Annotated in this window: 23 protein-coding genes; 11 read left to right on the forward strand and 12 right to left on the reverse strand. The window is 71.5% G+C overall.

The features are described from left to right. The first annotated feature begins 4 nt into the window (after positions 1 to 4). Positions 5 to 646 (forward strand): hypothetical protein, encoded by a 642-nt coding sequence (locus O4J56_RS13755; protein WP_270686156.1) that lies wholly within the window; start codon positions 5 to 7, stop codon positions 644 to 646. A gap of 42 nt (positions 647 to 688) precedes the next feature. On the opposite strand, the gene O4J56_RS13760 is transcribed toward O4J56_RS13755, so the two are convergent. Both O4J56_RS13760 and O4J56_RS13765 read right to left on the reverse strand, forming a co-directional pair. Beyond that, positions 689 to 1,009: a nucleotide pyrophosphohydrolase gene (locus O4J56_RS13760; RefSeq protein WP_270686181.1), complete on the reverse strand. Its 321-nt coding sequence runs from the start codon at positions 1,007 to 1,009 to the stop codon at positions 689 to 691. Positions 1,010 to 1,094: 85 nt separating this feature from the next. Continuing rightward, entirely contained in the window at positions 1,095 to 1,274 is a 180-nt protein-coding gene (locus O4J56_RS13765; protein WP_270686157.1) for a DUF397 domain-containing protein, read from the reverse strand. 508 nt (positions 1,275 to 1,782) lie between these two features. Between O4J56_RS13765 and O4J56_RS13770 the strand changes: the two genes are divergently transcribed. The 4 genes from O4J56_RS13770 (at position 1,783) to O4J56_RS13785 (ending at position 6,721) form a co-directional block, all read left to right on the forward strand. Further along, positions 1,783 to 3,075, forward strand: a complete 1,293-nt coding sequence (locus O4J56_RS13770; RefSeq protein WP_270686158.1) for an AAA family ATPase — start codon at positions 1,783 to 1,785, stop codon at positions 3,073 to 3,075. Next, a complete protein-coding gene (locus tag O4J56_RS13775; RefSeq protein ID WP_270686159.1) occupies positions 3,072 to 3,683 on the forward strand; it encodes a DUF4276 family protein in 612 nt (203 codons plus the stop codon). The genes O4J56_RS13770 and O4J56_RS13775 overlap by 4 nt, the downstream gene beginning before the upstream one ends. Before the next feature lie 411 nt (positions 3,684 to 4,094). After that, positions 4,095 to 6,446 (forward strand): N-6 DNA methylase, encoded by a 2,352-nt coding sequence (locus tag O4J56_RS13780; protein ID WP_270686160.1) that lies wholly within the window; start codon positions 4,095 to 4,097, stop codon positions 6,444 to 6,446. 53 nt (positions 6,447 to 6,499) lie between these two features. Beyond that, positions 6,500 to 6,721, forward strand: coding sequence for a hypothetical protein (locus tag O4J56_RS13785; protein ID WP_270686161.1), 222 nt, complete (start codon positions 6,500 to 6,502; stop codon positions 6,719 to 6,721). Between the two features lie 64 nt (positions 6,722 to 6,785). Here O4J56_RS13785 and O4J56_RS13790 read toward each other — a convergent pair whose 3' ends face one another. Beyond that, complete coding sequence (locus O4J56_RS13790) at positions 6,786 to 7,025, reverse strand: DUF397 domain-containing protein (RefSeq protein WP_270686162.1); 240 nt, start codon at positions 7,023 to 7,025, stop codon at positions 6,786 to 6,788. Positions 7,026 to 7,030: 5 nt separating this feature from the next. After that, positions 7,031 to 7,885: a helix-turn-helix domain-containing protein gene (locus O4J56_RS13795; RefSeq protein WP_270686163.1), complete on the reverse strand. Its 855-nt coding sequence runs from the start codon at positions 7,883 to 7,885 to the stop codon at positions 7,031 to 7,033. A 139-nt stretch (positions 7,886 to 8,024) separates the two neighbouring features. Here O4J56_RS13795 and O4J56_RS13800 point away from each other — a divergent pair, with 139 nt between their 5' ends. The 4 genes from O4J56_RS13800 to O4J56_RS13815 all read left to right on the forward strand — a co-directional run bounded on the left by O4J56_RS13800 (position 8,025) and on the right by O4J56_RS13815 (position 11,090). Further along, positions 8,025 to 8,336 (forward strand): hypothetical protein, encoded by a 312-nt coding sequence (locus O4J56_RS13800; RefSeq protein WP_270686164.1) that lies wholly within the window; start codon positions 8,025 to 8,027, stop codon positions 8,334 to 8,336. Position 8,337: 1 nt separating this feature from the next. After that, complete coding sequence (locus O4J56_RS13805; RefSeq protein WP_270686165.1) at positions 8,338 to 8,811, forward strand: ATP-binding protein; 474 nt, start codon at positions 8,338 to 8,340, stop codon at positions 8,809 to 8,811. Between the two features lie 94 nt (positions 8,812 to 8,905). Beyond that, positions 8,906 to 9,619: an SWIM zinc finger family protein gene (locus O4J56_RS13810; protein ID WP_270686166.1), complete on the forward strand. Its 714-nt coding sequence runs from the start codon at positions 8,906 to 8,908 to the stop codon at positions 9,617 to 9,619. 247 nt (positions 9,620 to 9,866) lie between these two features. After that, on the forward strand, positions 9,867 to 11,090 hold the full coding sequence (locus O4J56_RS13815; RefSeq protein WP_270686167.1) for a damage-control phosphatase ARMT1 family protein: 1,224 nt from the start codon (positions 9,867 to 9,869) through the stop codon (positions 11,088 to 11,090). A gap of 60 nt (positions 11,091 to 11,150) precedes the next feature. On the opposite strand, the gene O4J56_RS13820 is transcribed toward O4J56_RS13815, so the two are convergent. After that, positions 11,151 to 12,104, reverse strand: a complete 954-nt coding sequence (locus O4J56_RS13820; protein WP_270686168.1) for a transcriptional regulator — start codon at positions 12,102 to 12,104, stop codon at positions 11,151 to 11,153. A gap of 407 nt (positions 12,105 to 12,511) precedes the next feature. Here O4J56_RS13820 and O4J56_RS13825 point away from each other — a divergent pair, with 407 nt between their 5' ends. Both O4J56_RS13825 and O4J56_RS13830 read left to right on the forward strand, forming a co-directional pair. Then, positions 12,512 to 13,270: a hypothetical protein gene (locus O4J56_RS13825; RefSeq protein WP_270686169.1), complete on the forward strand. Its 759-nt coding sequence runs from the start codon at positions 12,512 to 12,514 to the stop codon at positions 13,268 to 13,270. A gap of 295 nt (positions 13,271 to 13,565) precedes the next feature. Further along, complete coding sequence (locus O4J56_RS13830; RefSeq protein WP_270686170.1) at positions 13,566 to 14,087, forward strand: hypothetical protein; 522 nt, start codon at positions 13,566 to 13,568, stop codon at positions 14,085 to 14,087. Between the two features lie 121 nt (positions 14,088 to 14,208). Here the strand turns inward: O4J56_RS13830 and O4J56_RS13835 are convergent, their stop codons facing one another. From O4J56_RS13835 to O4J56_RS13865, 7 genes are all read right to left on the reverse strand, one after another. Next, positions 14,209 to 14,535, reverse strand: a complete 327-nt coding sequence (locus tag O4J56_RS13835; RefSeq protein ID WP_270686171.1) for a hypothetical protein — start codon at positions 14,533 to 14,535, stop codon at positions 14,209 to 14,211. Between the two features lie 178 nt (positions 14,536 to 14,713). Beyond that, positions 14,714 to 15,610, reverse strand: a complete 897-nt coding sequence (locus tag O4J56_RS13840; protein WP_270686172.1) for a hypothetical protein — start codon at positions 15,608 to 15,610, stop codon at positions 14,714 to 14,716. Positions 15,611 to 15,699: 89 nt separating this feature from the next. Continuing rightward, positions 15,700 to 16,725, reverse strand: a complete 1,026-nt coding sequence (locus O4J56_RS13845) for an ABC transporter ATP-binding protein (protein ID WP_270686173.1) — start codon at positions 16,723 to 16,725, stop codon at positions 15,700 to 15,702. Continuing rightward, entirely contained in the window at positions 16,722 to 17,759 is a 1,038-nt protein-coding gene (locus O4J56_RS13850) for an ABC transporter ATP-binding protein (RefSeq protein ID WP_270686174.1), read from the reverse strand. The genes O4J56_RS13845 and O4J56_RS13850 overlap by 4 nt, the downstream gene beginning before the upstream one ends. Position 17,760: 1 nt before the next feature. Beyond that, the gene (locus O4J56_RS13855; protein ID WP_270686175.1) at positions 17,761 to 18,717 is read right to left on the reverse strand and encodes an ABC transporter permease; all 957 of its coding nucleotides are present in this window, start codon (positions 18,715 to 18,717) and stop codon (positions 17,761 to 17,763) included. Beyond that, entirely contained in the window at positions 18,717 to 19,721 is a 1,005-nt protein-coding gene (locus tag O4J56_RS13860) for an ABC transporter permease (protein ID WP_270686176.1), read from the reverse strand. Before O4J56_RS13860 ends, O4J56_RS13855 begins: the two co-directional genes overlap by 1 nt. 96 nt (positions 19,722 to 19,817) lie before the next feature. After that, on the reverse strand, positions 19,818 to 21,488 hold the full coding sequence (locus tag O4J56_RS13865) for an ABC transporter substrate-binding protein (protein ID WP_270686177.1): 1,671 nt from the start codon (positions 21,486 to 21,488) through the stop codon (positions 19,818 to 19,820). Positions 21,489 to 21,591 lie beyond the last annotated feature (103 nt).

Below are 21,591 nucleotides of genomic sequence, written 5' to 3' on the forward strand. Positions count from 1 at the left end.
CCCCGTGACCGAGTCCTCCATCGCCATCATCGTCGCCGTCCTGGGGATCGCGGGCACGCTCGGGTCGGCCGTGTTCACCCAGCTGCTCGCGTCCCGGGCGCGCCAGGCGGAGATCGACCGGGAGGAGCGCGCCCGCGCGGCCGAGCACGCGCGCGTGCAGGCCGACGAGGCCCTGGCCACGCGCCGCGCGTGTTACATCGCCTTCAACGCGGCCGCCCGGCGCTTCCATGCCCAGGTCCGCCACTGCACGCACGCCCTGCGCGGCCAGGAGCGCCCGGACGACCCGTGGGCGGCGCTCGACGAGACGCGGACCGCGTTCGCGAACGACTACGCGGAGCTGCAGCTCACGGCGCCCGACCGGGTACTGACGGCCGCCCACGGGGTCAATTCCCGGCTGAACTGGCTGTACGGGATGGTCCGCCGGTTGAACGACGGCCGCGGGCACGAGGAGGAGTCCGTCGACCGCGCCCAGCGCGAGCTGGAGGCCCTGTGGGGCGACCTGGACGTCCTCCGCTCCCTGATGCGCCTGGACCTGGGGGTCGCGGCCGACCCGTCCGCAGAGGCCCCTCTGGAATTGCCCCGCCGCCGCGCATCGGTCACCGCGTCAACGCGATCGCCCGACGGGGAGCTCCCGACCGGCCCCTGAAGGGGGCGCCGCATCGGGAAGGGCCCAGACACCTCACTCCGATCATTCCGGGGCGGAAGGGCCGACACGAGGAGGGAACCGCTTCTCGTTGATGGCGGTCTTCTCCTTGAGGGCCGCCTCCAGGTCGACGTCGAGGACCGTGGCCATGCGCAGGAGGTAGCTCAGGACGTCGGCCATCTCCATCCGGACGGCGTGCGCCTTGTCCGGGTCGTCCATGACGCGGCGGGCCTCGTCCTGTTCGAGCCATTGGAACTCGGCCGCGAGCTCACCGGCCTCCCCGGCGAGGGCCATGGCGAGGTTCTTGGGCGTATGGAAGCGCCCCCAGTCCCGCCGCTCGGCGAAGTCGGCGAGGAGGTCCTGCATGGATGAGATGCTCACGCAGCCTTCTCTACCACCTCCGACACTCACCGAAGCCCACCGGGGACGGCCGTCGAATGACCGGCGACCGTCAGCCCTCGCGGACTCCTGCCAGGAAGGCGCTCCACTCAGAGGGCGGGAAGGCCAGGACAGCGGCCTCGGGAGACTTGGAGTCACGGGCCGCCATCGCCTCAGGAAGGCTGACCACCTCTACGCAGTTCTCCCGCCCACCGCTGTAGCTGCTCTTGCGCCACCCGCGCTGCTCAATCACTCGGCCCACTCTTCTAGGGATTCGATCACCCTGTCGATCAGGCTGAGTCCCCTCCGCCGATCCCGGCGTGGAACCGCCGCCCTTCGCATTAGCCTCGTGTCGTGGCCCGATTCCGCGGACACGTCCAACGCCTCCGCCCGGCCCCGGCCAGGTGACCGCGCACGCCGAGCTCGACGAGGCCAGCAGGGCATTCCCCCAGGGCGGGGGCGGGACCGAGGAATCGGGAACCCCCCGCCTCCGGCGGGCTGTCGACACGCTGGACGTGCTCGCCGGGCACGGCTACGAAAGAGGAGGGCGTCCAGCTCGCCGCTGACGCTCGGACGCTACGACGACGTCCTTCACCGCTATGAGGACGCGTTGAACGACCGGCGGTTCGCTGGTACCGACCGACCCAGGTCCAGCGGACACGGCCTGATGGTCCGCAGGACCGCGCCCCGCTGTAGGACCATTGGCTCCACCGCCACGGTGAAAGGACCACATTGGACACCGCCAAACACGCGGAGGTGACATGACCTCGGGCCCGACACCCTCCGCCACAGGGTTCGTCTCGCGCCTCCGCATCGACAACTACAAGTCGATCGCGCACTGCGACGTCTCGCTCGGCAGCCTCACCGTCCTCGCCGGGTACAACGCCGCAGGTAAAACGAACCTCCTCGATGCGCTCCGCTTCGTTCGGGATGCTCTTCTCCTCGGCCCGGGGCGCGCCATCTCCGAGCGTGGAGGGCTGGATTCCATCCTTTGGCGGGGAGCGCCTTCGCTGAAAGTCGGAGAAACACGCCCCGACTCCTTCACCATCTCGCTCGACCTCTCACTCCCCGGAGTCCCGTCGGGCAGCGCTCAATACACTCTCGAAATCGGACGGCCCTCCTCGGACGAGGCGTCTTTCGCCGTACTTCATGAGTCCTGTCGCCTCGATCTCGGCGAGGAGGCATCCTCATTGCGGACTGAAAGGGTGGAACCCGATGGGGAGCACCTGACCGTCCGCGGTGGGCCCCCCGGAATCGCCATCGCGGCCCACGAGCTCTTCCTTCCGATCATCGGCCGCCTGGAGCCGTTCCCGCTGCTTCTCAGCGCTCTGACCTCACCGCACTTCTATGACCCGGACACCGACGTCCTACGCGCTGTCGACGAGTCCTCGTCATGGAACCGGCGGCTCGGGGAACGCGGCGAACACCTCGGACGGCTCCTCGGACTCCTCGACGAGCACCACCCTGCCGAAAAGGAACGGCTGGACTCCTACCTTCGCGCGCTCATCCCCGCGTCTCTCGGGATGGACGAACGCCGGCAGGGCGATTTCTCCACCATCCAGGCGCGCTTCTGGGACGGCCCATACCCGGTCGCCTACTGGGACGCGGTGAACGCGGGCGCCACCGCCGCCGGCGACCCGCACGTCGCCCGATTCGAGCGCAAGCAGCTCTCCGAGGGAACGGTCCGCGCCGCCGCGGTTCTTGCCGCCCTGTTCCAGCCTGCCGCGCTGGACGCTTCGATTCCCCTCCTCGCCATCGAAGAGCCCGAGCTCGCCATCCACCCCGCGAGGGTCGGCGCGATGTACGAGGCGCTCCATGACGCCTCGCTCAACACCCAGATCCTGGTGACCACCCAGAGTTCGGAGCTGCTGGACGACGCATTCGTCCGCCCCGAGAACCTGCTCCTGGTCGAGATGGTGGACGGAGCCACCCGGGTCGGAGGCGTCGACGAGCACACCCGCCGGTATCTCGAGGAGAACCCCTCCCAGCTCGGTGACATGCACCGCCAAGGTCAGCTCCGGCCGTCCCCGTCGCCCCAGGAGGACTCGCGGTGAGCCCCTCCACCGGTCCCCGTCGCATCGCGACGATCGTCGAGGGCCATGGCGGGGTTGAGGCCGTGCCCGTCCTCCTGTGGCGTCTCGCCGCCGAGCTCGCTCCCGGAGCCTGGGTGGATTTCCCTTCTCCCCACAGGATCGGCCGGGACTCCCTGGTGAAGCCGGGCGGAATCGAGGCCGCCGTAGATCAGGCCGCCCGTCGGACCGCCGGAGTCTCCGGTGTGCTGGCCCTGTTCGACGCGGACGACGACTGCCCCGCCTCCCTCGGCCCGGAGTTGACCGCCCGGGGCGAATCCGCACTCTCGGGCATCCCCTGCGCGGTGGTGCTCGCCAAGCGCGAGTTCGAAGCATGGTTTCTCGCTTCCGCTTCGTCCCTACGCGGGCGCCAGGGCCTCCCCGACGACCTGGAGCCACCGGCCGCCCCGGAAGAACCACGGGACTGCAAGGGCTGGATCAGCGAGCACCGGACCGACGGACGCCCCTACAAGCCCAAGATCCACCAGCCCGGCCTGGCCGCCGCCATGAACCTGGCCGAAGCACGCGCCCATTCCCCGTCGTTCGACAAGTTCTGCCGCGACGTCGCCGCCCTGATCTCCCCGGAGTCCTGACCCCGGGGTACGAGGGCTCGCCCATCCCCCTCCACCACGAATCCGCTCTCGGCGACGCGATCGGCTCCCCTCTCCGACTCCTCGCACGGACTTCACGAAACTGTGAAGTACTACCCTCTCCACTTCCCGTCTCTGCGTCTCACCCCACGCCGCCAACACGAACCCTATTGGCGCTGACCTCGACAAACACAAACAGAGAGCGCTGCGCCCCCCTCGAGGTACCTGAGACCAACGCCGCAATCGCACCCGAACGCAGGGATGGACATTTTGTCGCAGTGAAGTGCGCACTTGGCCGGTAGACACTCGTGCCTCTACGGTGAGGCTCATCGCGCAACGGCGATGGCAGCAGACCGGCCGCGATCGACCCGCGTCGGCCGTGCCCCTTGCCGCACGAGACGGAGAGGATCCACGATGCCCCCCGCTGATGCGGAGATCTTCCTGACCAAGAGCCAGATCGCCCAGCTCTCGGAGGTCGCCCCCTCCGCCGTGGCGAACTGGAGAAACCGCCATTCGGACTTCCCCGAGCCGGTGCACCGCTCCGGAACCGCCCGCTTCCGTCTGCCGGACGTGCTCGACTGGCTGACGACCCGCACCATCCCGGCGAACCGCCGCCGTGGAGACGAGGATGGCCGCAGCACCTATGCCGACCGCGCACGGAGCAACCTGCACAGGTTCGGCATCCGCCAACAGGATGTCGAAGGGACTCCGCCGACCTCCGCCTCCGATGCCGAGGCCCCCGATGGGGACGATGTGGAAGCTGTGGTCGATCGGCTCCTCGACCACTACGGCCGCCGCGCCGCGGACCAGCTCCCGTTGCCGGACTACGTCTTGGTCGTGGGGTGCCTCCTGGCCTCCCGCCATCAGCCGAGAGCGTGGTCGGCGATCCGTGGCCGGTCCCGGAGCGCCTTCCCTCCACCCGGCCCGGAGACGATACAGGCGATCGACCAGGCCGCACTGGCCCTGATCACGAACGGTCATCAGGCTCCGCAATCGATCCTCGGCGGACGCGAGCTCGACGGCCGCCTCCTGAGCGAGCTCATCGGCATCGTCGACCGTCTCACCGTCGACTCCGTCAGTGACGTCTTCGACCTTCTTCTCGTCGGCTTCGCGAAACGCACGGGGCAGAGGAGCGGCGAGCAGGTCACCCCAAAGAGCATCACCACCCTCGCAGCCGCCCTCATCCTGGCGACCGGCGTGCCCGCCACCGTCTACGACCCCTATTGCCGGACCGGGGAGTTCCTCTCCGCCGTGACTGAAGACGCCGTCTCCTGGCGCGGCGGTGAGGGGCCAGTGGTCACCGCTCGGCACCCCCAAGGGGCGCTGGTACAGCTCGCCCGCCTCACCATGGCCTTTCGCGCGATGAGAGGACGCCTCGGGCAGGGACTCGATGCCCCGTGGACATCAGGGGAGCAGAGCAGGTTCGATGCCGTACTGACCAACCCGCCGTTCAACAACAGGACGACTGCCGGGCCACAGCGCCAGGATCCCGGGGTGTTCCCCTTCGGGCCACCCCCCGTCGGCGACGACAACATGGCATGGGTGCAGTACGCGGCTACGCGTCTCAAGCCGGAGGGCAGGGCGGTCGTCGTCATGCCGAACGCCGCCGCGTCCTCGTCCCATCCACAGAACCGCGCCACCCGAGAGAGGCTGATCGACTCCGGTGTCGTCGAGGCCGTCATCGCGCTCCCGGACCGGCTCTTCTTCGGCACAAACATCCCGGTGTGCCTGTGGGTCCTGCGTTCGGCGTACGGCCGGCCGCACCCCGGCGGGGTCGTGTTCATCGACGCGGGGGCGTTTGGCCGGATGGTCGACCGGACGCGCCGGGAGCTCACCCCCACGGACGTAGAGGAAGTGATCCGCCACTTCTGCATTCGGAGGTCGGCCGCCGAAAGCAGACAGGCCGCCTCCGCCCTCTCTTCCAACGTGAGTGTCGTGGCGACTTCGGAGCAGATCCGGGCGGAGAACTTCTCGCTCGTCCCGGCGACCTACGTCGTTCCTGAGCGGAGGAACCGTCCCGAGTCCGGCCGCCCCGACCCCGTCGAACTGGCCCACACCGTCGAGCGCGCCGCTTCGGACGCCGTTCCCGCAGACTTGGCGGCCGAGGCCGCGCTCTTCCAGAGAGCGGAGCCACTCGACATCGGTGACGTCGCGGGACCGTGGGAGAACGCCCCCCTCAACGAGCTGTGCGAGGTCCAATCGGGACCCTCGGGAAGCACTCTCAAGCAGTACAGGTCCGAATCCGGGACAGCCAACGCCGACTCTCCCGTTCGCCTCGTCCTCCCGAAGGCCGTCCGTGGACTGCGCATCGCCCCCGGGGCGACCGAGGGCCTGCCTGATGACCTGCCCGCCTCATTGCGCAGGTACCGGACCCAGCCCGGCGATCTGCTGATGGTGCGGATCGGAACCATCGGCCGCGTCGCCCTCGTCGAGTTCGACCAGGAGGACTGGCTGATCAGCACCAACCTCATCCGGATTCGCACGAAGGCCAACATCGACATCGACCCCGAGTTCCTCCTCGGCTACCTGTCCCACCCTGATGTCCAGGCGTGGATCGACAGGCACACGACGGGCAGTGCGATCCGGGGCATCTCAGGGCAGGCGCTCGGCAACCTGCGGATTCCGGTCCCGCCACCCGGTGTCCAGCGCCGCATCGGCGCTCTGATGAGGCGCTTCGAAGAGCAGATCCGGGTACAGCGGCGCGCCCTCCAGGTCGCTGAGCATGCGCGGAACGCGCTCGCGGAGTCCATCTTCGACCTGCGCTGACCCGCCGGCCACTCTCAACGGCAACGACCGCAGCACAACACGGAAAGGCAGCGATGACCACCTCTCAGACCACTGCTTCCGCATCCAAGGCCGTATGGATCGCGTTCGTCGTCTTGGTAGCGCTGAACATCGGTCAGGCCACGGGGACGTTCACTCACCTGCTGGACATCCCGATGCACCCGGCGATCGCGGGCGCGAGCATGGCCGGGGCCCTGGCCACACTCGGGTTGATCATGGTCCAGATCCTGTCCTCGTCCGGGCCGGGCGACCGCTGAACGTACCCGACCACTCGGCCCCCGCCTCGGCGGGGGCCTTCGCTGTGTGGAAGGCCGTCCTCGGTCAGCTCTCGCGGAGTCCGGCGAGGAAGACGCTCCACTCTGCGGGAGCGAAGGCCAGGACGGCGGCCCCGGGGGACTTGGAGTCGCGGACTACCGCGGCCCCAGGGAGATCGGCCAGTTCAACGCAGTTCTCACGGCCGCCGCTGTAGCTGCTCTTGCGCCAGGCCGCCATGGAGACCTCGACGCAGTTCTCGTTGGCGCCGCTGAAGCTGCTCTTGCGCCAAGTCTGCTTTTCGTTCACTCGTTTCACGCTTCCAAGGACTCTATGACGTCGCCGATGAACGTCAGTGACCGTCCCGGGCTCAGCGCGGCCCCCTGCGCTCCGGCGAAGAGGCTGTTGAGTTCAGAGACCTCAGCGGGGTCTTCGACGTACAGACTGGAGGTCGGCGTCTCGACGTAACCGATACCGGCGTCCATCGGGTCTATGTACTCCATGATGACAAAGCTCCCCATGGTCGCCGGATGGGCACCCTCATCGAACGGTAGTACCGAGATGTTGACGTTGTGGCGTGCGGCCATGTGCGTCAGGTGCCTCAACTGCTGGGCCATCACCTGGCGGGAGCCGACGGTCCGGCGGAGCACCGCCTCGTCGACGATGACCCAGTACTCCGGAGGGTCGACTCTGTTCAAGACCTCCTGTCGCTTCATGCGGCCTTCGAGACGCTTGGCGATCTCCTGATCACTCCGAACGAGGTTCGCCCGGAAGACGGCCTCGGCGTAGTCCGGGGTCTGCAGCAACCCCGGCACCACCTGGCACTCGTACGTCTTGATCACCGACGCCTCGACTTCGAAGTCGGGAAGCCCGCTCGGCAGCAGCTCGCGGTACCGCGCCCACCACCCCCGCTGATTACCGAGCCGGGCGCACTCGTGGAGCGCCTCTCGGACCTCAGGGCTGTGTTCCCCGTAGTAGTCGAGGAGGCCATCGAGTTCTTCGGGCGTGACCTTCTTGCGTTCCCCGGTCTCGATCTTGGACACCTTGGTCTGCTGCCACCCCAGGGCACGGGCCACCTGCCCGGTGGTCTCCCCCCTCTGCTCCCTGTACTTCCGGAGCCGCACGTTCAGGCGGCGTCGACGGACGCTCGGACCATAGGCGCGTTGCATGCGGGGCAGTCTAACCACTTCCTCAAATTCAGGTTAACCCTGATTTTTATCTTGACTTTGGGGATGCATAGGAACACTATGAGTGCAGCCTACTGATCCCAGCGTTACATGTCAGTGCTGGTCACATAGGAGGTTTGCCATGTCCGCTGAAACCCGCTCCCACCTGCTCACCCGCCTGCTCACCGCCGTTCGCGCACGCGGTGGCCGGGCGCTGCTCGCGCTCGGCTCCACCGACCACCCCGTCCTCTACGTACTGCACCGCGGGCGCACCGTCCCCGTGGTCGTCGTGGACGCTCCCTCCGGTGGCCGGTGGCTCATCTGGGGGCGCTCCTCGTTCATCGACGCCGGACTGGTGGACATCGCCGCCGACCACCTCACGGACGCCCCTGAGGCCCATGGCCGCCCCACGGCCGCCGCACCACGCCACCCCGCGCTGAAGGCGGTGGCATGACGTGTCCACCGCACCCGGGGAGCGGATCGCCACCGTCTCCGCCTTCTGGACACTGCCCGGCCAGATCTCCTACTGCCCGTGCGCACGCGCCCTGACCCGCGCCGCCCTCGGCGTCAACCCGCGCATCATCGACGACGCCGAACTCGTCGTCTCCGAGCTCTTCGCCAACGGCTGCCGCCACACCCGCAGCGGCTCGGCGAACGGCACGCTCGACATCGGCGTCAGCACCCTGTCCACCGGGCTCACACTCGTGTCCGTGGCCGACGAAGGGGCCGCGCCCCGGCCCGGTCTCATCGGCGGCCCTCAGGTCCCCCATCGGAAGAGTCGCGACCTGCTGAACGGCCGTACCGGGCGGGGCCTCCACCTCGTCGCCTCGGTCACCGATGACTGGGGATACGACCCGAACGACCGCGGCGGCACCACCGTCTGGGCCGTCTTCGAATCCCCGCTCTTTCCCAGGTCCACCTCTGACTGAGTGGGCCCCGCCTTCACCATCCCCTTCTTCCGGCCCCGCGGGCTTCTCCTCCGACCTCGCCCGAGAGCGCCCGCCCCCGCGCTACCCTCGCGCCGTGGCCCGATTCCGTCTCTCCCCCGAAGACCTCCGCTCGGCGGCCGACCCCGCGTGGTTCTCGCGCGGGCTGCGCTACTTCGAGTCCGGCCGCGTCCAGCGCCTCCGTCCTGGTCCCGGCCAGGTCACCGCGGTCGTTTCCGGTACCCGCCCGTACCGCGTCACCCTTCGGCCGACGGCCACAGGCCTGCCGCAAGAGGACTGCACGTGCCCGTTGGGCCGCGACGGCGCCCCCTGGTGCAAGCACGCCATCGCCACGGCCCTGGCATGGATCGATGCCGGACAACCCGAGCTTCCCGATTCTCCCGACGGAGGCACGGCGGGCACCGAATCGGCCCTCAAGGAGTTCCTGGCCGATCAAGAACACGACTGGCTCGTGGACCAGCTCCTCGACTTCGCCGATGACGATCCGACCGTGCTGGCACGCCTCCAGGCGGCAGGAGGCATGGCCGAGGCCCCGGAGACCGCGTACGCCGAGCTCGAAGCAGCCATCGTGGAATTCACCCCGGGCGGGGGCTGGGACACGGAAGAATCGGGAACCGAGCGCCTCCGACGGGCGATCGACACACTGGACGTGCTCGCCGACTACGGCTACGAGGAGGATGTCGTCCGGCTCGCCACTGAGGCCCTCGGACTCTACGACGACGTCCTCCACGGCTATGAGGACGCGTTGAGCGACCGGCTGCGGGAATTGTCCGACCCCGACGCGCTTTGACCGGGGAGGGCTCGGTCCTTCTCCACGGGAACGGCCGCCGGGGTTCGTCCTTGCAGGTGTGGCAGGGACTATGGATCCGCCCGGCGGCCGCAGGGAAACAGTAACGAATCTGCGGTGCGGGCGCTGGGGGATCGATGAGATCGGTCACCGTTTCCGGAAACCGGTGCCCCCGCGGGCGGGGATGGGCGGCCCGGGCCGCGTCGCGCGGCGGGTGGCAGTGGCGGGGCGTTCACGGTAGACCGGGGGCATGGCCGAGACGTCTTTGGACGGGGGCGACCGCGCCCCCGTGGTGATGGGCGGGGAGCCCGGCTCCTACGCCCGGAGCGTGCTCACCGAGCGGCACCCCGCGCTCATCTCCCGGGTCCGTGATGCCCACCCCTACACGCCGGCGCAGCGGGGCCGGCTCGACCTGCTGCTCGAGGAGATCACCTCCGGAAAGGTCCAGCCCCTGCGGCCCGAGGCGCACGACCGCGCGGTGTGGGAGTCCTGGGGGATGGACGAGCGGACCGGGGTCCCCTGGACCGCGCTGCCCTTCCTGTGGGCCGAGAGCTACTTCTACCGCCGCCTCCTCGGCGCCGTCGGGTACTTCGCCCCCGGGCCCTGGCAGGGGGTCGACCCGTTCGAGCCCTCCAAGACCTCCGAGCTGCGCTCCTCCGACGCCGATGAGGAGATGCAGGCCCTCGACACCGTCGCCCTCCTGCCCTCCGAGGAGCGGGACCGGGCCCTGCTGCTGTCCGCGCTGTGGGGCAACCGCGCGGACCTGGGGTTCGCCCTGTCGGAGCGGGGAGGGGCCCCGGAGAGCGCCCACGGCGCACCCGGACAACGCGGTGCGCCCGGCGGCGCGGGGGAAGGGCTGGTCGCCGACGAGAGCGGACGGCTGTGGGAGCTGCTCGGCGACGCCGAGCGGGTCTGCTTCGTCGCCGACAACGCCGCCCGCGAGCTGCTGCCCGACCTCGCCCTCATCGACCTGCTGCTCACCTCGCGGCGCGTCGGGTCGGTCGTGCTCCACGTCAAGCCGCACCCCTACTTCGTCTCCGACGCCACCATGGCCGACGTCCTGGCCGCCCTCCGCCGCCTGCGCGAGGCAGGAGGGGAGGCCGCCGCGTGCGGCGGACGCCTCCGCGAGGCGATGCGGGACGGCTCCCTCGCCGTCCGCGCCCACCCCTTCTCCTGCGCTCCCCTCCCCTATTCGGCCATGCCCGAGGACCTGGAGGCCGACTTCGCCGCCTCCTCCCTCACCGTCCTCAAGGGCGACCTGAACTACCGGCGCCTGGTCGGCGACCGCTGGTGGGACCCGGCCACGCCCTTCGCCGAGGCCGTCGGCGGCTTCCCCTCCCCCGTGGCCGCCCTGCGGACGGTCAAGTCCGACACCGTCACGGGCCTGGACCCGGTCGTCGCCGCCGAGCTGGAGGCGGGCGGCATCGGCTGGCGGACGAGCGGGCGCTGCGCGGTGGTCCAGGTCGCGGGGTGAGCGCGCCCCGCCGATGGGGTGGGCCCCGGCGCCGGTGCGACCGCGGGGTGCGGCCGCCCGTCACGGGCCCGCCCCCGCGGCGACCACCGCCGCCACCGCCTCGGTCAGGGCGCCGGGCCGCGCCAGGTCGTCCCAGGTGGGCCTGAGCACGGTCATCGGCCGCCGCGCCGCCTCCAGCTCCTCCTGCAGGCGCGGCGGGACGGCACCGACGGGGTCGACGATCAGCGCCCCCTTCCTCCACCACAGCGGTGCCCACACCGGCCGCCCCGGGAGCGGTCCCTTGCCGTCCACGAGCTCCTGCGGGTACAGGTCGTCGGGCGGGAGCCCCGCGTCGGTGCACAGCAGGCGGATCCGGGTCTCCAGCGGAGTGGAGGCCCGCGGATCGGCCAGCCCCCACCACGGCTCGGACGCCTCGGCGCCCGGGCGGCAGGCGTTGAGCGAGGGCTGGGCCAGCAGCTCGCGCCAGGTGAGCAGCCCCCGGTACAGCGCGGAGTCCATGAGGGCGACGGCGGTGGCCCGGTCCACGGTGGGCACCGTGTCCCGCAGGGTCCGCCCCGGGGATGTGAGCCGCAGCCGGTCCTTGCGGTCGGCCTCGTGCCGGCCGACGATCAGGGTGCTGGTGCGCACCCCGGGCAGGTCGGCACCGCGGCCGCAGGGGGCGGGCAGGGCGATGTGCACCTCCCGCCCGTCCCACCGGGGCAGCCCCTGGACGCCCCACAGCCGCGCGGCGGTCGGCCCGGAGGCCACGGCCGCGGGCCCCAGGGCGAGCTGGGCGGCCTTGACCGCGCGCCGCAGCCGGACCCCGTCCGCGCTCCGCGAGGAGTCGGTCCCGGCCGCGAGCGGCCGCACCGCGTAGACGTCGGGCAGGGCGCACACCCACTCCCGGCGGCGGAGCAGCCGGTGGATGCGGGTGTCGTCGAGCCCGCAGCACAGCGCCTGACGGTGGCTGATCAGGCCGTACTGGGAGGCGGCGGTACTCATGACTTGGCTGATCTCGCTGGGTCGCATTCGCATGCCACGACTGTGCGGCGGCCCCGGCCCCCGTGGCGGGACGATCCGGCGCCTGTGGACAACGCGGGCGGATCGGGGGCGAGGACGGGCACGGCATGACGTGGGCACCGTTCCCCCTCGGTCCCGCCCGTTCCCCGCCGACCCTGTCGTCGGCCCCGCCGCCGGCCGCGTCCCTTGTCCGCATCAGGCCGCTCCGCCCCGTCGCAGCGGGAGAACGCGGTGGAAACACCGGTGCACACGGGCGATAGCATCGCCGGGTCGCCCTTTTCCCTCCGACCGCGCCTCCGGGCGCCGGGGTCCGCCGTGCCCGGGACCGTGAGGGAGGGGACGGGGCCGGTGGGTACCACGAGAACCTCGGGATCACGGGAACGGACGTCACGACGCAGATGGAATCCGAAACGACCCAAATCATGAGCAGGACCGGCGAGTTCTCGACCGTCCTGAACTGGGAGGCCTCCACCCGGAACCGGCTCGCGGCCGCCATCGACCGCTTCTCCGGTCCCCTGGCCGACCTGGTGGAGCGCGACGCCAACGAGGGCGACACGCGGATGCTGGTCACCGACTTCCTCAGCTACGGGCTCAACTTCAGCAAGTACGAGGAGATGACCACCGAGTACCGCAACAGCGGCGACTCCATCGACTACGCCCTCAAGCTCGACGGCGCGCTCTTCGCCCCCATCGAGGTCAAGCGCTGCGGCCAGGACCTCGACGCGCGCAACATCCAGCAGGCGCGGCGCGTGGCCGCCGAAGAGGGCGCCGAGTGGATCATCCTCACCAACGGCCGCGTGTGGCAGGTCTACCACCTGCGCACGAACGGGGACGACGGGTCGACCTCCACCGTCCGCATCCTCGACGTCGACCTGATGGACGACTCCGAGGGCGCGCACGAGCGCAGCGTCGACGCGCTCTTCCACATCACCCATGAGGCGATCGAGCACGGCCGCCTGGAGGAGCTGCGCAAGTGGCGCGAGGCCGTGGAGCCCGCGCCGCTGGCGGAGGTCCTGGTCAGCGAGCCCGTGGTCGCGGCGATCCGGTCCCGCCTGCGGGAGCGCACCGGCCACGCGGGCCACATCGGCGACCTCGACGAGGTGCGCCGCGCCCTCGCCGAGGACGTCATCGCCCGGGCGCTGGCCGCGGTCGAACTCGACGAGCCGGACGAGGACGCCTAAAGGGGCGCCCGACGGGGCGGGCTCCGGCACACCACGGGGCCCGCCGGCGGGCGGTGGCCGACTCCGGCCCGGCGGCGAAGCCGGGCCGCGCCCGCCGGAGGGGCGCCGCGCCCGCGCCGATCGCCGAGTGGCCGGCCCTCAGCTGCCACGGCGGTTCCCGGGACCGGACACAGAGGGCTCCGGAACGGACGGGCCGGACCGCACCCCTGGACGGCGTCCGGACCCTTGGTCCCGTGCCCCGAAGGGCCCCACGGGTACGTTGGACCCCGGACCGATTCCCGGTGAGAGGACGACCATGCTCGACTCCGTTTCGCGCCGCAACGCGGCCGCAGAGGCCCAGAGCCGGGCCACCCCGACCCTGCACGTGCTCGGTCGGCTGATCGAGCAGACCGGGCGGCAGAGCGGCTCCTCGGCGGTCTTCGGCACCCCGATCGAGCACGACGGGGCGGTCGTCGTCCCGGTCGCCCGCACCCGCTTCTTCTCCGCCTTCGGCGCCGGGACCAGCCGCGCCTTCCGCATGGTCGGCGACGGCGGGGGCGGCCAGGGCTTCACGAGGTCCGACCCCGCCGGCTACCTCGTCCTCCGCGACGGGGACGCCGTGTTCCGCCCGATCCGCCAGCCCGCGAAGGCGCTCGTGGTGCCGCTGACGTTCATCGCCGCGGCGGCCGCCGTGCGGATCGTGCGCACGACCATGCGCCGCAAGCGCCGCGCCGAGACCGCCCGGGCCATGGCCGACGCCGCCCAGGCCCAGCTCGGCCGGGCCGGTGCCGGCTGCCGCTGCGGCAGCGCCCCGGAGGAGGACGGCGGCGGGTCCTGACACGGCGACGACGGATCGGCCCGGCCCCGTGTCGGTCTTCTCGGGGCCGTCGGCCTTGAGCGGACCGCCATAGGGCCGACGCCCCCGGGATCGGCGGCCGGGCGGCGCGGGTGCCGCCGCCCTACACCCACCTGGCGGCCCTGCGCTGGGCCGCCAGGACCTTCTGGTAGACGTCGACCAGCTCGTCCGAGCGGGTCGCGCAGCGCGCCCGCCAGGTCCATACCCGGTGCTCCTCCAGCAGGTCCGCGTGGGCGTGCAGGTCGCCCGGCGTCCACGGACGGCCGCGTTCGAGGAGGGTTCCCAGGCGGCGCAGCGCCACGTCCAGCCTGCCGCGCATGACCTCGCAGCGGTGGCGCTCCTCGGCCTCGGCCCTCCGGTGCGCCCACGCGGCGCCGCGTGCTCCCGCCGCCCGGATCCTGCCCCGGATGCGCGGTCCCAGCCGTTCCATACGCCGATTCTGCCCCCTGCGCGAACCCCGTAGCCGGAGCATGGCGCCGCCGGTCGGATGGTGTCCCGCAAAGGGGGCATTTCCGCCGGCCGCAACCGGCGGGCCGGCCCGGGCGGATGGCAGTGACACCGCTCCAGACACCGCTCCGAGGAACAGGACCGCCGGTCGCGCCGCCGACTCAGCCGAGCCAGGGGCCTCCGCCGTCGCCCAGGGCCGTCTCCACGAGGTCGGACGACCAGGACGCGGTCTCCGCCTCCGCCGCTGGCCGGGCCAGCGCCTCGGGCAGGTGCGCCCCGCCCTCCAGCGCCCCCGCCAACCCCAGCAGCCCCACCAGGCGCACGTCCCGAACCGCGTCAGGGACGCCGGACTCGTCGGCCTCCGCCAGCGCTTCGGCCCCCGCCCGTGTCACCGGTGCCAGCCGCTCGGGGCCTGCGACGCGGTCGGCGAGCAGGGCCGCCCCGAGGACGAAGAACAGCACCGCCATGCCGCCCGCGGGACCCTGCCACCAGGACGCCGCGCCCCCGGTCGCCGCCCCTGCGAACAGCAGCAGCACGGCCAGCGCACCCGCGACCGCCATACCGAGCCAGCCGACCCTCAGCGCCGACCGCCTCCGCGCCAGGGCCCACAACACCTGGTCCTCACCGAGGAAGAGCCCTCGTCCGGTCACCGCCGTGCGCGCGGGGAGGGCGATGCCTCCGGCCGCCAGGCGCCGCACGAGCGGTCCGAGCCGGGTCGGCCCCTCGCGCGCCAGCAGGGCCGCCACCGCGGACGCCTCTGCCGACTCCGGGGCCGCTGCGGCCGTACCCGCCTCCGCGGGCCGAACGGCGCCGTCCGGGTCGACGACCGCATGCCCCCCGAGCACGGCCTCGGCGACAGCCGTCTCGGCCACGCGCCGCCCTCCCCCCGCGAGGAACGCCGCCTCGTACGTCCCGAGAGGCTCGCGGGTCGCGGTTTCCGGGGCCCGGTCGCGCTCGCGCACCACGGTGTGCGCGCGTCGGACCAGTGCCAGCGCATAGCCCGCGTACACCAGCCCTGCCACGAGCATGAGACCGGGGTAGACGGCCGGTCCGAGCACGCCCCCACTCCCCTCCTGCCGGGTGCGCGGTCCGCACAGGGGCCGCACGGGTCCGCCAGGCTATCCGGTCGGGGCCGCCGGGGCCCACGTCACCGGGGGCCGACGACGCCCTTCGGCGTGATCTCTCCGGCCGCGATCTCCTCGGCGTAGTGGCACGCGACCCGGTGCCCCTCCCCCACCGTCCGCAGCTCCGGGCGCTCGGTGGCGCAGCGCTCCTCCTGCCGCCACGGGCACCGGGTGTGGAACCGGCACCCGGGCGGGGGGTCGGCGGGCGACGGCAGGTCCCCCGGGAGCAGGATCCGCTCCCGGGTGTCCTCCACGACGGGGTCGGGGACCGGGACCGCCGACACCAGCGCGCGCGTGTAGGGGTGCCGGGGGTCGGTATAGAGGGCGTCGCTACCCGCCTCCTCCACCAGCGCGCCGAGGTACATCACCCCCACCGTGTCACTGACGTGCCGCACCACGGCCAGGTCGTGGGCGATCATCAGGTAGGTCAGGCCGCGCTCCCGCTGCAGCTCCTCCAGCAGGTTGAGCACCTGCGCCTGGATCGACACGTCCAGCGCCGACACCGGTTCGTCGCAGATGATCAGGTCCGGTGCCAGGACGAGGGCCCGGGCGATGCCGATGCGCTGCCGCTGCCCGCCGGAGAACTCGTGCGGGTACCGGTTCAGCGCGCGCTCGGGCAGGCCGACCGCGTCCAGGGCGTCGAGCACCTGTCGGCGCCGCTCGCTCCTGCCTGCTCCGACACCGTGCACCTCCAGCCCTTCCATGAGCAGTGACTCGATGTTCTGCCTCGGGTCGAGGCTGCCGAGCGGGTCCTGGAAGACCATCTGCGCCTGCCTGCGGCTGCGCCGCATCTCCTCCTCGGGCAGGTGCGCGAGATCCACACCGTTGATCCACACCTCGCCGCCGGTCACCGGCACCAGGCGCAGCACCGCGCGCCCCAGTGTGGTCTTCCCGCACCCAGACTCCCCTACCAGCCCATAGGTGGTCCCCGCCTCGACCTCCAGGGAGACCCCGTCCACGGCGTACACGTGCCCGACCGTCCGGTCCACCAGGACACCGCTCTTGATCGGGAAGTGGACCTTGAGGTCCTTGATCTCCAGAAGGCTCATGCGTCCTCTCCCTGGGGCAGCGTCGGTTCGGGGGCGCGGCCGCGCACCGGGTGGACGCAGCGGAACCGGTGCCCCGTGCGCTCGGCGCGCATGTCGGGCGGACCGCCGAGGCAGTCCTCGGCGTAGTTGTCGCACCGGGGCGCGAACGCGCACCCGTCGTCCCACTCGATGGCGTCGTTGACGGTCCCCCGGATCGGGGTGAGCGGCTCCTCACGCGGGGCGTCCAGGCGCGGGATCGACTCCAGGAGCCCGGAGGTGTAGGGGTGGGTGGGCGCCCTGAAGAGCTCGTGGCGCGGCGCCCCCTCCACCACACGGCCCGCGTAGAGCACGTTGATCTCGTCGCACAGCCCGGCGACCACCCCCAGGTCGTGGGTGATCATCAGCAGGGCGGTCCCCTCCTCGGTGACCAGCTCCTTGAGGAGTTCGAGGATCTGCGCCTGGATGGTGACGTCGAGCGCGGTCGTGGGCTCGTCGGCGATCATCAGGCGGGGGCGGCAGGCCACCGCCATGGCGATGAGCGCGCGCTGGCGCATGCCGCCCGACAGCTCATGGGGGTACTCGCTGAGCCGCCGCCGGGGGTCGGGGATGCCGACGCGCTCCAGCAGCTCGGCGGCGGCCGACCGGGCGGCGGCGCCCTTGAGCCCGCGGTGGCGGACCAGGATCTCGGTGACCTGCCGCCCGATCGGCACGACCGGGTTGAGCGAGGACAGCGGGTCCTGGAAGACCATCGCCAGCTCCCTGCCGCGCAGGTCGCGCATCCGCCGGTTGGGCAGGGCCAACAGGTCCACCTCGGTGTTCCCGCCGTTCGGCCGGAACAGGGCCCGGCCCGACACCCGCACCCCGCGCGTGGGCAGCAGGCCCATCAGGGCCAGGGAGGTGACGCTCTTGCCGCACCCGGACTCGCCGACCAGGCCGACCACGCTCCCCTCGTCGAGCGAGAAGGAGATGCCGTCCACGGCCCGCACGTCCCGGCGCCGGCGCTGAGTGAAGGTGACCGCCAGGTCGTGCACGGCCAGAAGGGGTCCTGCGAGCATCTCACTTCCTCAGTCTCGGGTCGAGTGATTCGCGGAGCGCCTCGCCCATGAGGGTGAAGCCCAGGGCGGTCACGATGATCGCCAGTGCCGGGTAGACGGCGAGCTGAGGTGCGCCGCTCAGGAAGCGCTGGGCGTCGGCGAGCATGGTCCCCCACTCGGGCACCGAGGGGTCGGGGTTGCCCAGCCCCAGGTACGACAGGGCGGCCGCGTCGATGATGGCGGTCGCCAGGCTGAGGGTGAGCTGCACCAGGATCGGCCCCATGGAGTTGGGGAGGATGTGCGCCAGGGCGATGCGGCGGCGCCGTGCCCCCAGGGCGCGCGCGGCCAGCACGTAGTCGCGGCCGCCTTGGGCGATCATCGCTCCGCGCAGCAGGCGGGCGAAGATGGGCACCTGCGCGGTCCCCACGGCGACCATGACGGTGACCAGCCCCTGCCCCAGCAGGGCGGCGATGCTGACGGCCAGCAGCAGCGCGGGCAGGGCCAGCATCATGTCGACGAAGCGCATGAGCACGGCGTCGACGCGCCGCCCGGTCGCGCCGCCGAGCGTGTGCGCGGCGCCGGAGAGCCCGCCCAGCAGCGCCCCGGCGGTGAAGCCGAGCCCTGCGGCGACCACGCCCACCATGAGCGTCTGGCGGGCCCCGATCACCATCCGGGAGAACTGGTCGCGCCCGAGGTTGTCCAGGCCCAGCCAGTTCTCCGCGCGCGGCCCCACGAACACGTTGCGGTTGGGGAAGACCTCGTCGCCCCAGTTCTGCTCGGTCGGCCCGTAGGGCGCGATGAGGTCGCCGAGCACGGCCACCACGATGAAGACGGCCACCACGGCGGCGCCGGTGATCGCCATCGGGTTGCGGCTCATCCGGGCGAAGGCCTCGCGCCAGACGCCGCGGCCCTCGGCCTCCTCGCGCCGGGCCGCGGTCAGCTCGGCGAGCCGGTCGATGCGTTCGGTCCTGGCCGCCATCAGCTCACCCGCACTCTCGGGTCGAGGAGGCTGTAGGAGATGTCCACCAGCAGGTTGATGGCCACGTAGATCGCCGCGATGATCAGGATGAACCCGAGCAGCACGGGGTAGTCGCGGGTCTGGGTGGCCGAGTAGATGAACTGGCCGATGCCGCCGAAGGCGAACACGCTCTCGGTGAGCACCGCGCCCGCCAGCAGGCTGCCGCTGAGCAGCCCGATCGCGGTGACGACCGGCAGCATGGCGTTGCGCAGCACGTGGCGCCCGCGCACGGTGCGCCGGTGCAGCCCCTTGGCCTCGGCGGTGCGCACGTAGTCCTCGCCCAGCACCTCGATGACCCCGGCACGGGTCATCCGGACGATGACCGCCAGCGGGATGCTGGACAGCGCCAGCCCGGGGAGCACCAGGTGCATGAGGGCGTCCCAGGCGGCGTCCCACTCCCGGGTGGCGATGCCGTCCACGACGAACAGCCCGGTGATGCGGGTGGCGTCGATGCCGGGGGTCTGGCGGAACGCCGAGGGGAAGATCCCCATCTGCTCGGCGAGGAGGAGTTTGAGGACGAAGGCGAGGAAGAAGACGGGGGTGCAGATGCCCACCAGGGAGCCGCCGACGACCAGCGCGTCCAGCGGGCCGCCGCGGCGGCGGGCGGCCACGTAGCCCAGGGGCACGCCGACGGCCACCGCGATCAGCATCGCCATGACGGCCAGCTCGACGGTGGCGGGGAACTTCATGGCGAACTCGGTCAGCACCGGGCGGCCGGTCTGCAGCGACTCGCCCAGGTCGCCCTGGGCCAGCCGCCCCAGGAACGCCCCGTACTGGACGATGACCGGGTCGTCCAGGCCCATGGCCCGGCGCAGCGCGTCGCGCTGCTCGGCGGTGGCGTTCTCGGGGAGCAGCGCGTAGGCGGGCCCGCCGGGGAGGCTGCGGACCCAGATGAACAGCAGGATGGAGAGGCCGAAGAGGGTCGGAACGGCCTGCAGGACGCGTCTGACGATGAAGCGGAGCACCTCGGTAACCGCCTGGCTGTCCGGGCCCGGCCGGGCGGGGTCGCCGCCCCGGCCGGGCGCTTTCGGCTGAGGATCGCTGGGTGTCCTAGGGGTGCGTCACTTGAAGGACGCCTCCTGGAAGCGTTCCTGCGTCAGCGGGCTGGCGTTCGGGGGGTTGACGTCCGGGGAGAAGACGATCGACGGGGGCGAGTGCGAGATGGGCAGGCCCGGCAGGTAGTCCATGATGGTCTCGTTGGCGTCCTCGTAGAGGGCGACGCGCGCCTCGGGGTCGGGCTCGGAGGCCACGGCCTCCATCGCCTCGAACACCTCGTCGTCGCGGAAGCCCCAGGCGCTGTCGTAGGAGGCGAACCAGGTGCCGAGGAAGTTGTAGGCCTCGTTGAAGTCGCCGGTCCAGCCCAGCAGGTAGAGGCTGCAGTTGCCCGAGTCGGTGTGCGGGATGTACTCGTCCCAGGGCTTGGAGTCGGCCTCGACGGTGACCCCGGCCTCCTTCAGGTCGGCCTGGATGATGTCGAAGATGTCCTTGGGCGCGGGCATGTAGGGCCGGGTGACCTCGGTCGGGTAGCAGAAGTCGATGGTCAGGTCCTCCTGCCCGGCCTCCTCCAGCAGCTCCTTGGCGCGGTCGGGGTCGTGGTCGTAGGTGGCCACGTCGGACGACCACCCCTCGACGGTGTCGGGGATGAACTGCGTGGCGACCTGCCCGCCCTCGGGGAGGATGGTGTCGACGATGCGCTGGCGGTCCACCGCGTGCGCGAGCGCCTTGCGCACGTCGGGGTCCTCCAGCTCCTCGGAGGCCTCCTGGTTGTAGGCCATGTACAGGACGTTGAACACGTCGCGCTGGGGGACCTGGAAGCCCGCCTCCTTGAGCGGTTCGACGTCGGCCGGCGCGACGAGGTCGTAGCCGTGCACGTCCCCGGCCTCCAGGGCCTGGCGGCGGGCGCTCTCCTCGGAGATGGTCTTGATGATCACCGTCTTGACGCTGGCCGGCTCGCCCCAGTAGTCGTCGTTGCGCTCCAGGGTGACCTCCTGGGCGTCGTGGTCCCACTCGCCGTAGGTGTAGGGGCCCGTCCCGGCGATGTCCCCGGCCTGCTGGCTGTACTCGGGCAGGACCGGCGCGCCCTCCTCGCCGCCGACCTCCTGGTCGGCGACGGCCTCGATGGAGGCGGGGCTCATGATGCCGAAGGAGGACAGGGTGAAGCCGCCGGGGAAGGAGGCGGAGGACTCGGTGAGCGTGATGACCGGGGTCAGCTCGTCCTCGGCGGTGCAGGACTCGTAGATCGACTCGGGCAGGTCCTCGTCCTCGTTCTCGGCGAACCCGCCGAAGACGTTCTGCCAGTAGTAGGTCTGGTTGCTCGACTGGTAGTCGCCGGTGAAGTTGAACCAGCGGTCGAAGTTGGCGCAGACCGCCTCGGCGTTCAGGGGCTCGCCGTCGTGGAAGGTCACCCCCTCGCGCAGGTGGAAGGTCCACTCGGTGCCGTCCTCGGACTGCTCCCAGCTCTCGGCCAGCCCGCCCTGGATCTCGCTGCCGCCGGACTCGTGGACCAGCAGGGTCTCCATCACCTGCCGGGTGACGCGGAAGGTCTCCCCGTCGTTGGCGAGGGCGGGGTCGAGGGAGCGGGGGTCGCCCGTCCCTGCGAAGATCAGCGGCTGGGTCTCGTTGGGGTCGCCTCCGGTGTCCCGGTCGCTCTGGGCGCACCCGGCGGCCACGAGGGCGAGGGCCGCCGCGGCCGCCGCCGGAGCGATGAGCCGCCCGTTTCTCCTTTTGAACACTGTCCACCTCGTCTGGGGGGTCGGTGGCACTGCGCTTGCTGGCACGAACTTTATTGCTTTCGCCCCATATTTCAGATCCCGTAATGGATCGTCAACGGAACCG

The sequence above is a fragment of the Nocardiopsis endophytica genome, assembly GCF_027706725.1.
Taxonomy (GTDB): domain Bacteria; phylum Actinomycetota; class Actinomycetes; order Streptosporangiales; family Streptosporangiaceae; genus Nocardiopsis_A; species Nocardiopsis_A endophytica.

Bases quoted from the DNA above. Each gene is read 5' to 3' on its own strand.
- O4J56_RS13760 (WP_270686181.1), bottom strand. From the start codon at position 1,009: ATGCAGGACCTCCTCGCCGACTTCGCCGAGCGGCGGGACTGGGGGCGC.
- O4J56_RS13770 (WP_270686158.1), top strand. From the start codon at position 1,783: ATGACCTCGGGCCCGACACCCTCCGCCACAGGGTTCGTCTCGCGCCTC.
- O4J56_RS13780 (WP_270686160.1), top strand. From the start codon at position 4,095: ATGCCCCCCGCTGATGCGGAGATCTTCCTGACCAAGAGCCAGATCGCC.
- O4J56_RS13785 (WP_270686161.1), top strand. From the start codon at position 6,500: ATGACCACCTCTCAGACCACTGCTTCCGCATCCAAGGCCGTATGGATC.
- O4J56_RS13795 (WP_270686163.1), bottom strand. From the start codon at position 7,885: ATGCAACGCGCCTATGGTCCGAGCGTCCGTCGACGCCGCCTGAACGTG.
- O4J56_RS13800 (WP_270686164.1), top strand. From the start codon at position 8,025: ATGTCCGCTGAAACCCGCTCCCACCTGCTCACCCGCCTGCTCACCGCC.
- O4J56_RS13815 (WP_270686167.1), top strand. From the start codon at position 9,867: ATGGCCGAGACGTCTTTGGACGGGGGCGACCGCGCCCCCGTGGTGATG.
- O4J56_RS13820 (WP_270686168.1), bottom strand. From the start codon at position 12,104: ATGCGAATGCGACCCAGCGAGATCAGCCAAGTCATGAGTACCGCCGCC.
- O4J56_RS13825 (WP_270686169.1), top strand. From the start codon at position 12,512: ATGAGCAGGACCGGCGAGTTCTCGACCGTCCTGAACTGGGAGGCCTCC.
- O4J56_RS13830 (WP_270686170.1), top strand. From the start codon at position 13,566: ATGCTCGACTCCGTTTCGCGCCGCAACGCGGCCGCAGAGGCCCAGAGC.
- O4J56_RS13835 (WP_270686171.1), bottom strand. From the start codon at position 14,535: ATGGAACGGCTGGGACCGCGCATCCGGGGCAGGATCCGGGCGGCGGGA.
- O4J56_RS13845 (WP_270686173.1), bottom strand. From the start codon at position 16,725: ATGAGCCTTCTGGAGATCAAGGACCTCAAGGTCCACTTCCCGATCAAG.
- O4J56_RS13850 (WP_270686174.1), bottom strand. From the start codon at position 17,759: ATGCTCGCAGGACCCCTTCTGGCCGTGCACGACCTGGCGGTCACCTTC.
- O4J56_RS13855 (WP_270686175.1), bottom strand. From the start codon at position 18,717: ATGGCGGCCAGGACCGAACGCATCGACCGGCTCGCCGAGCTGACCGCG.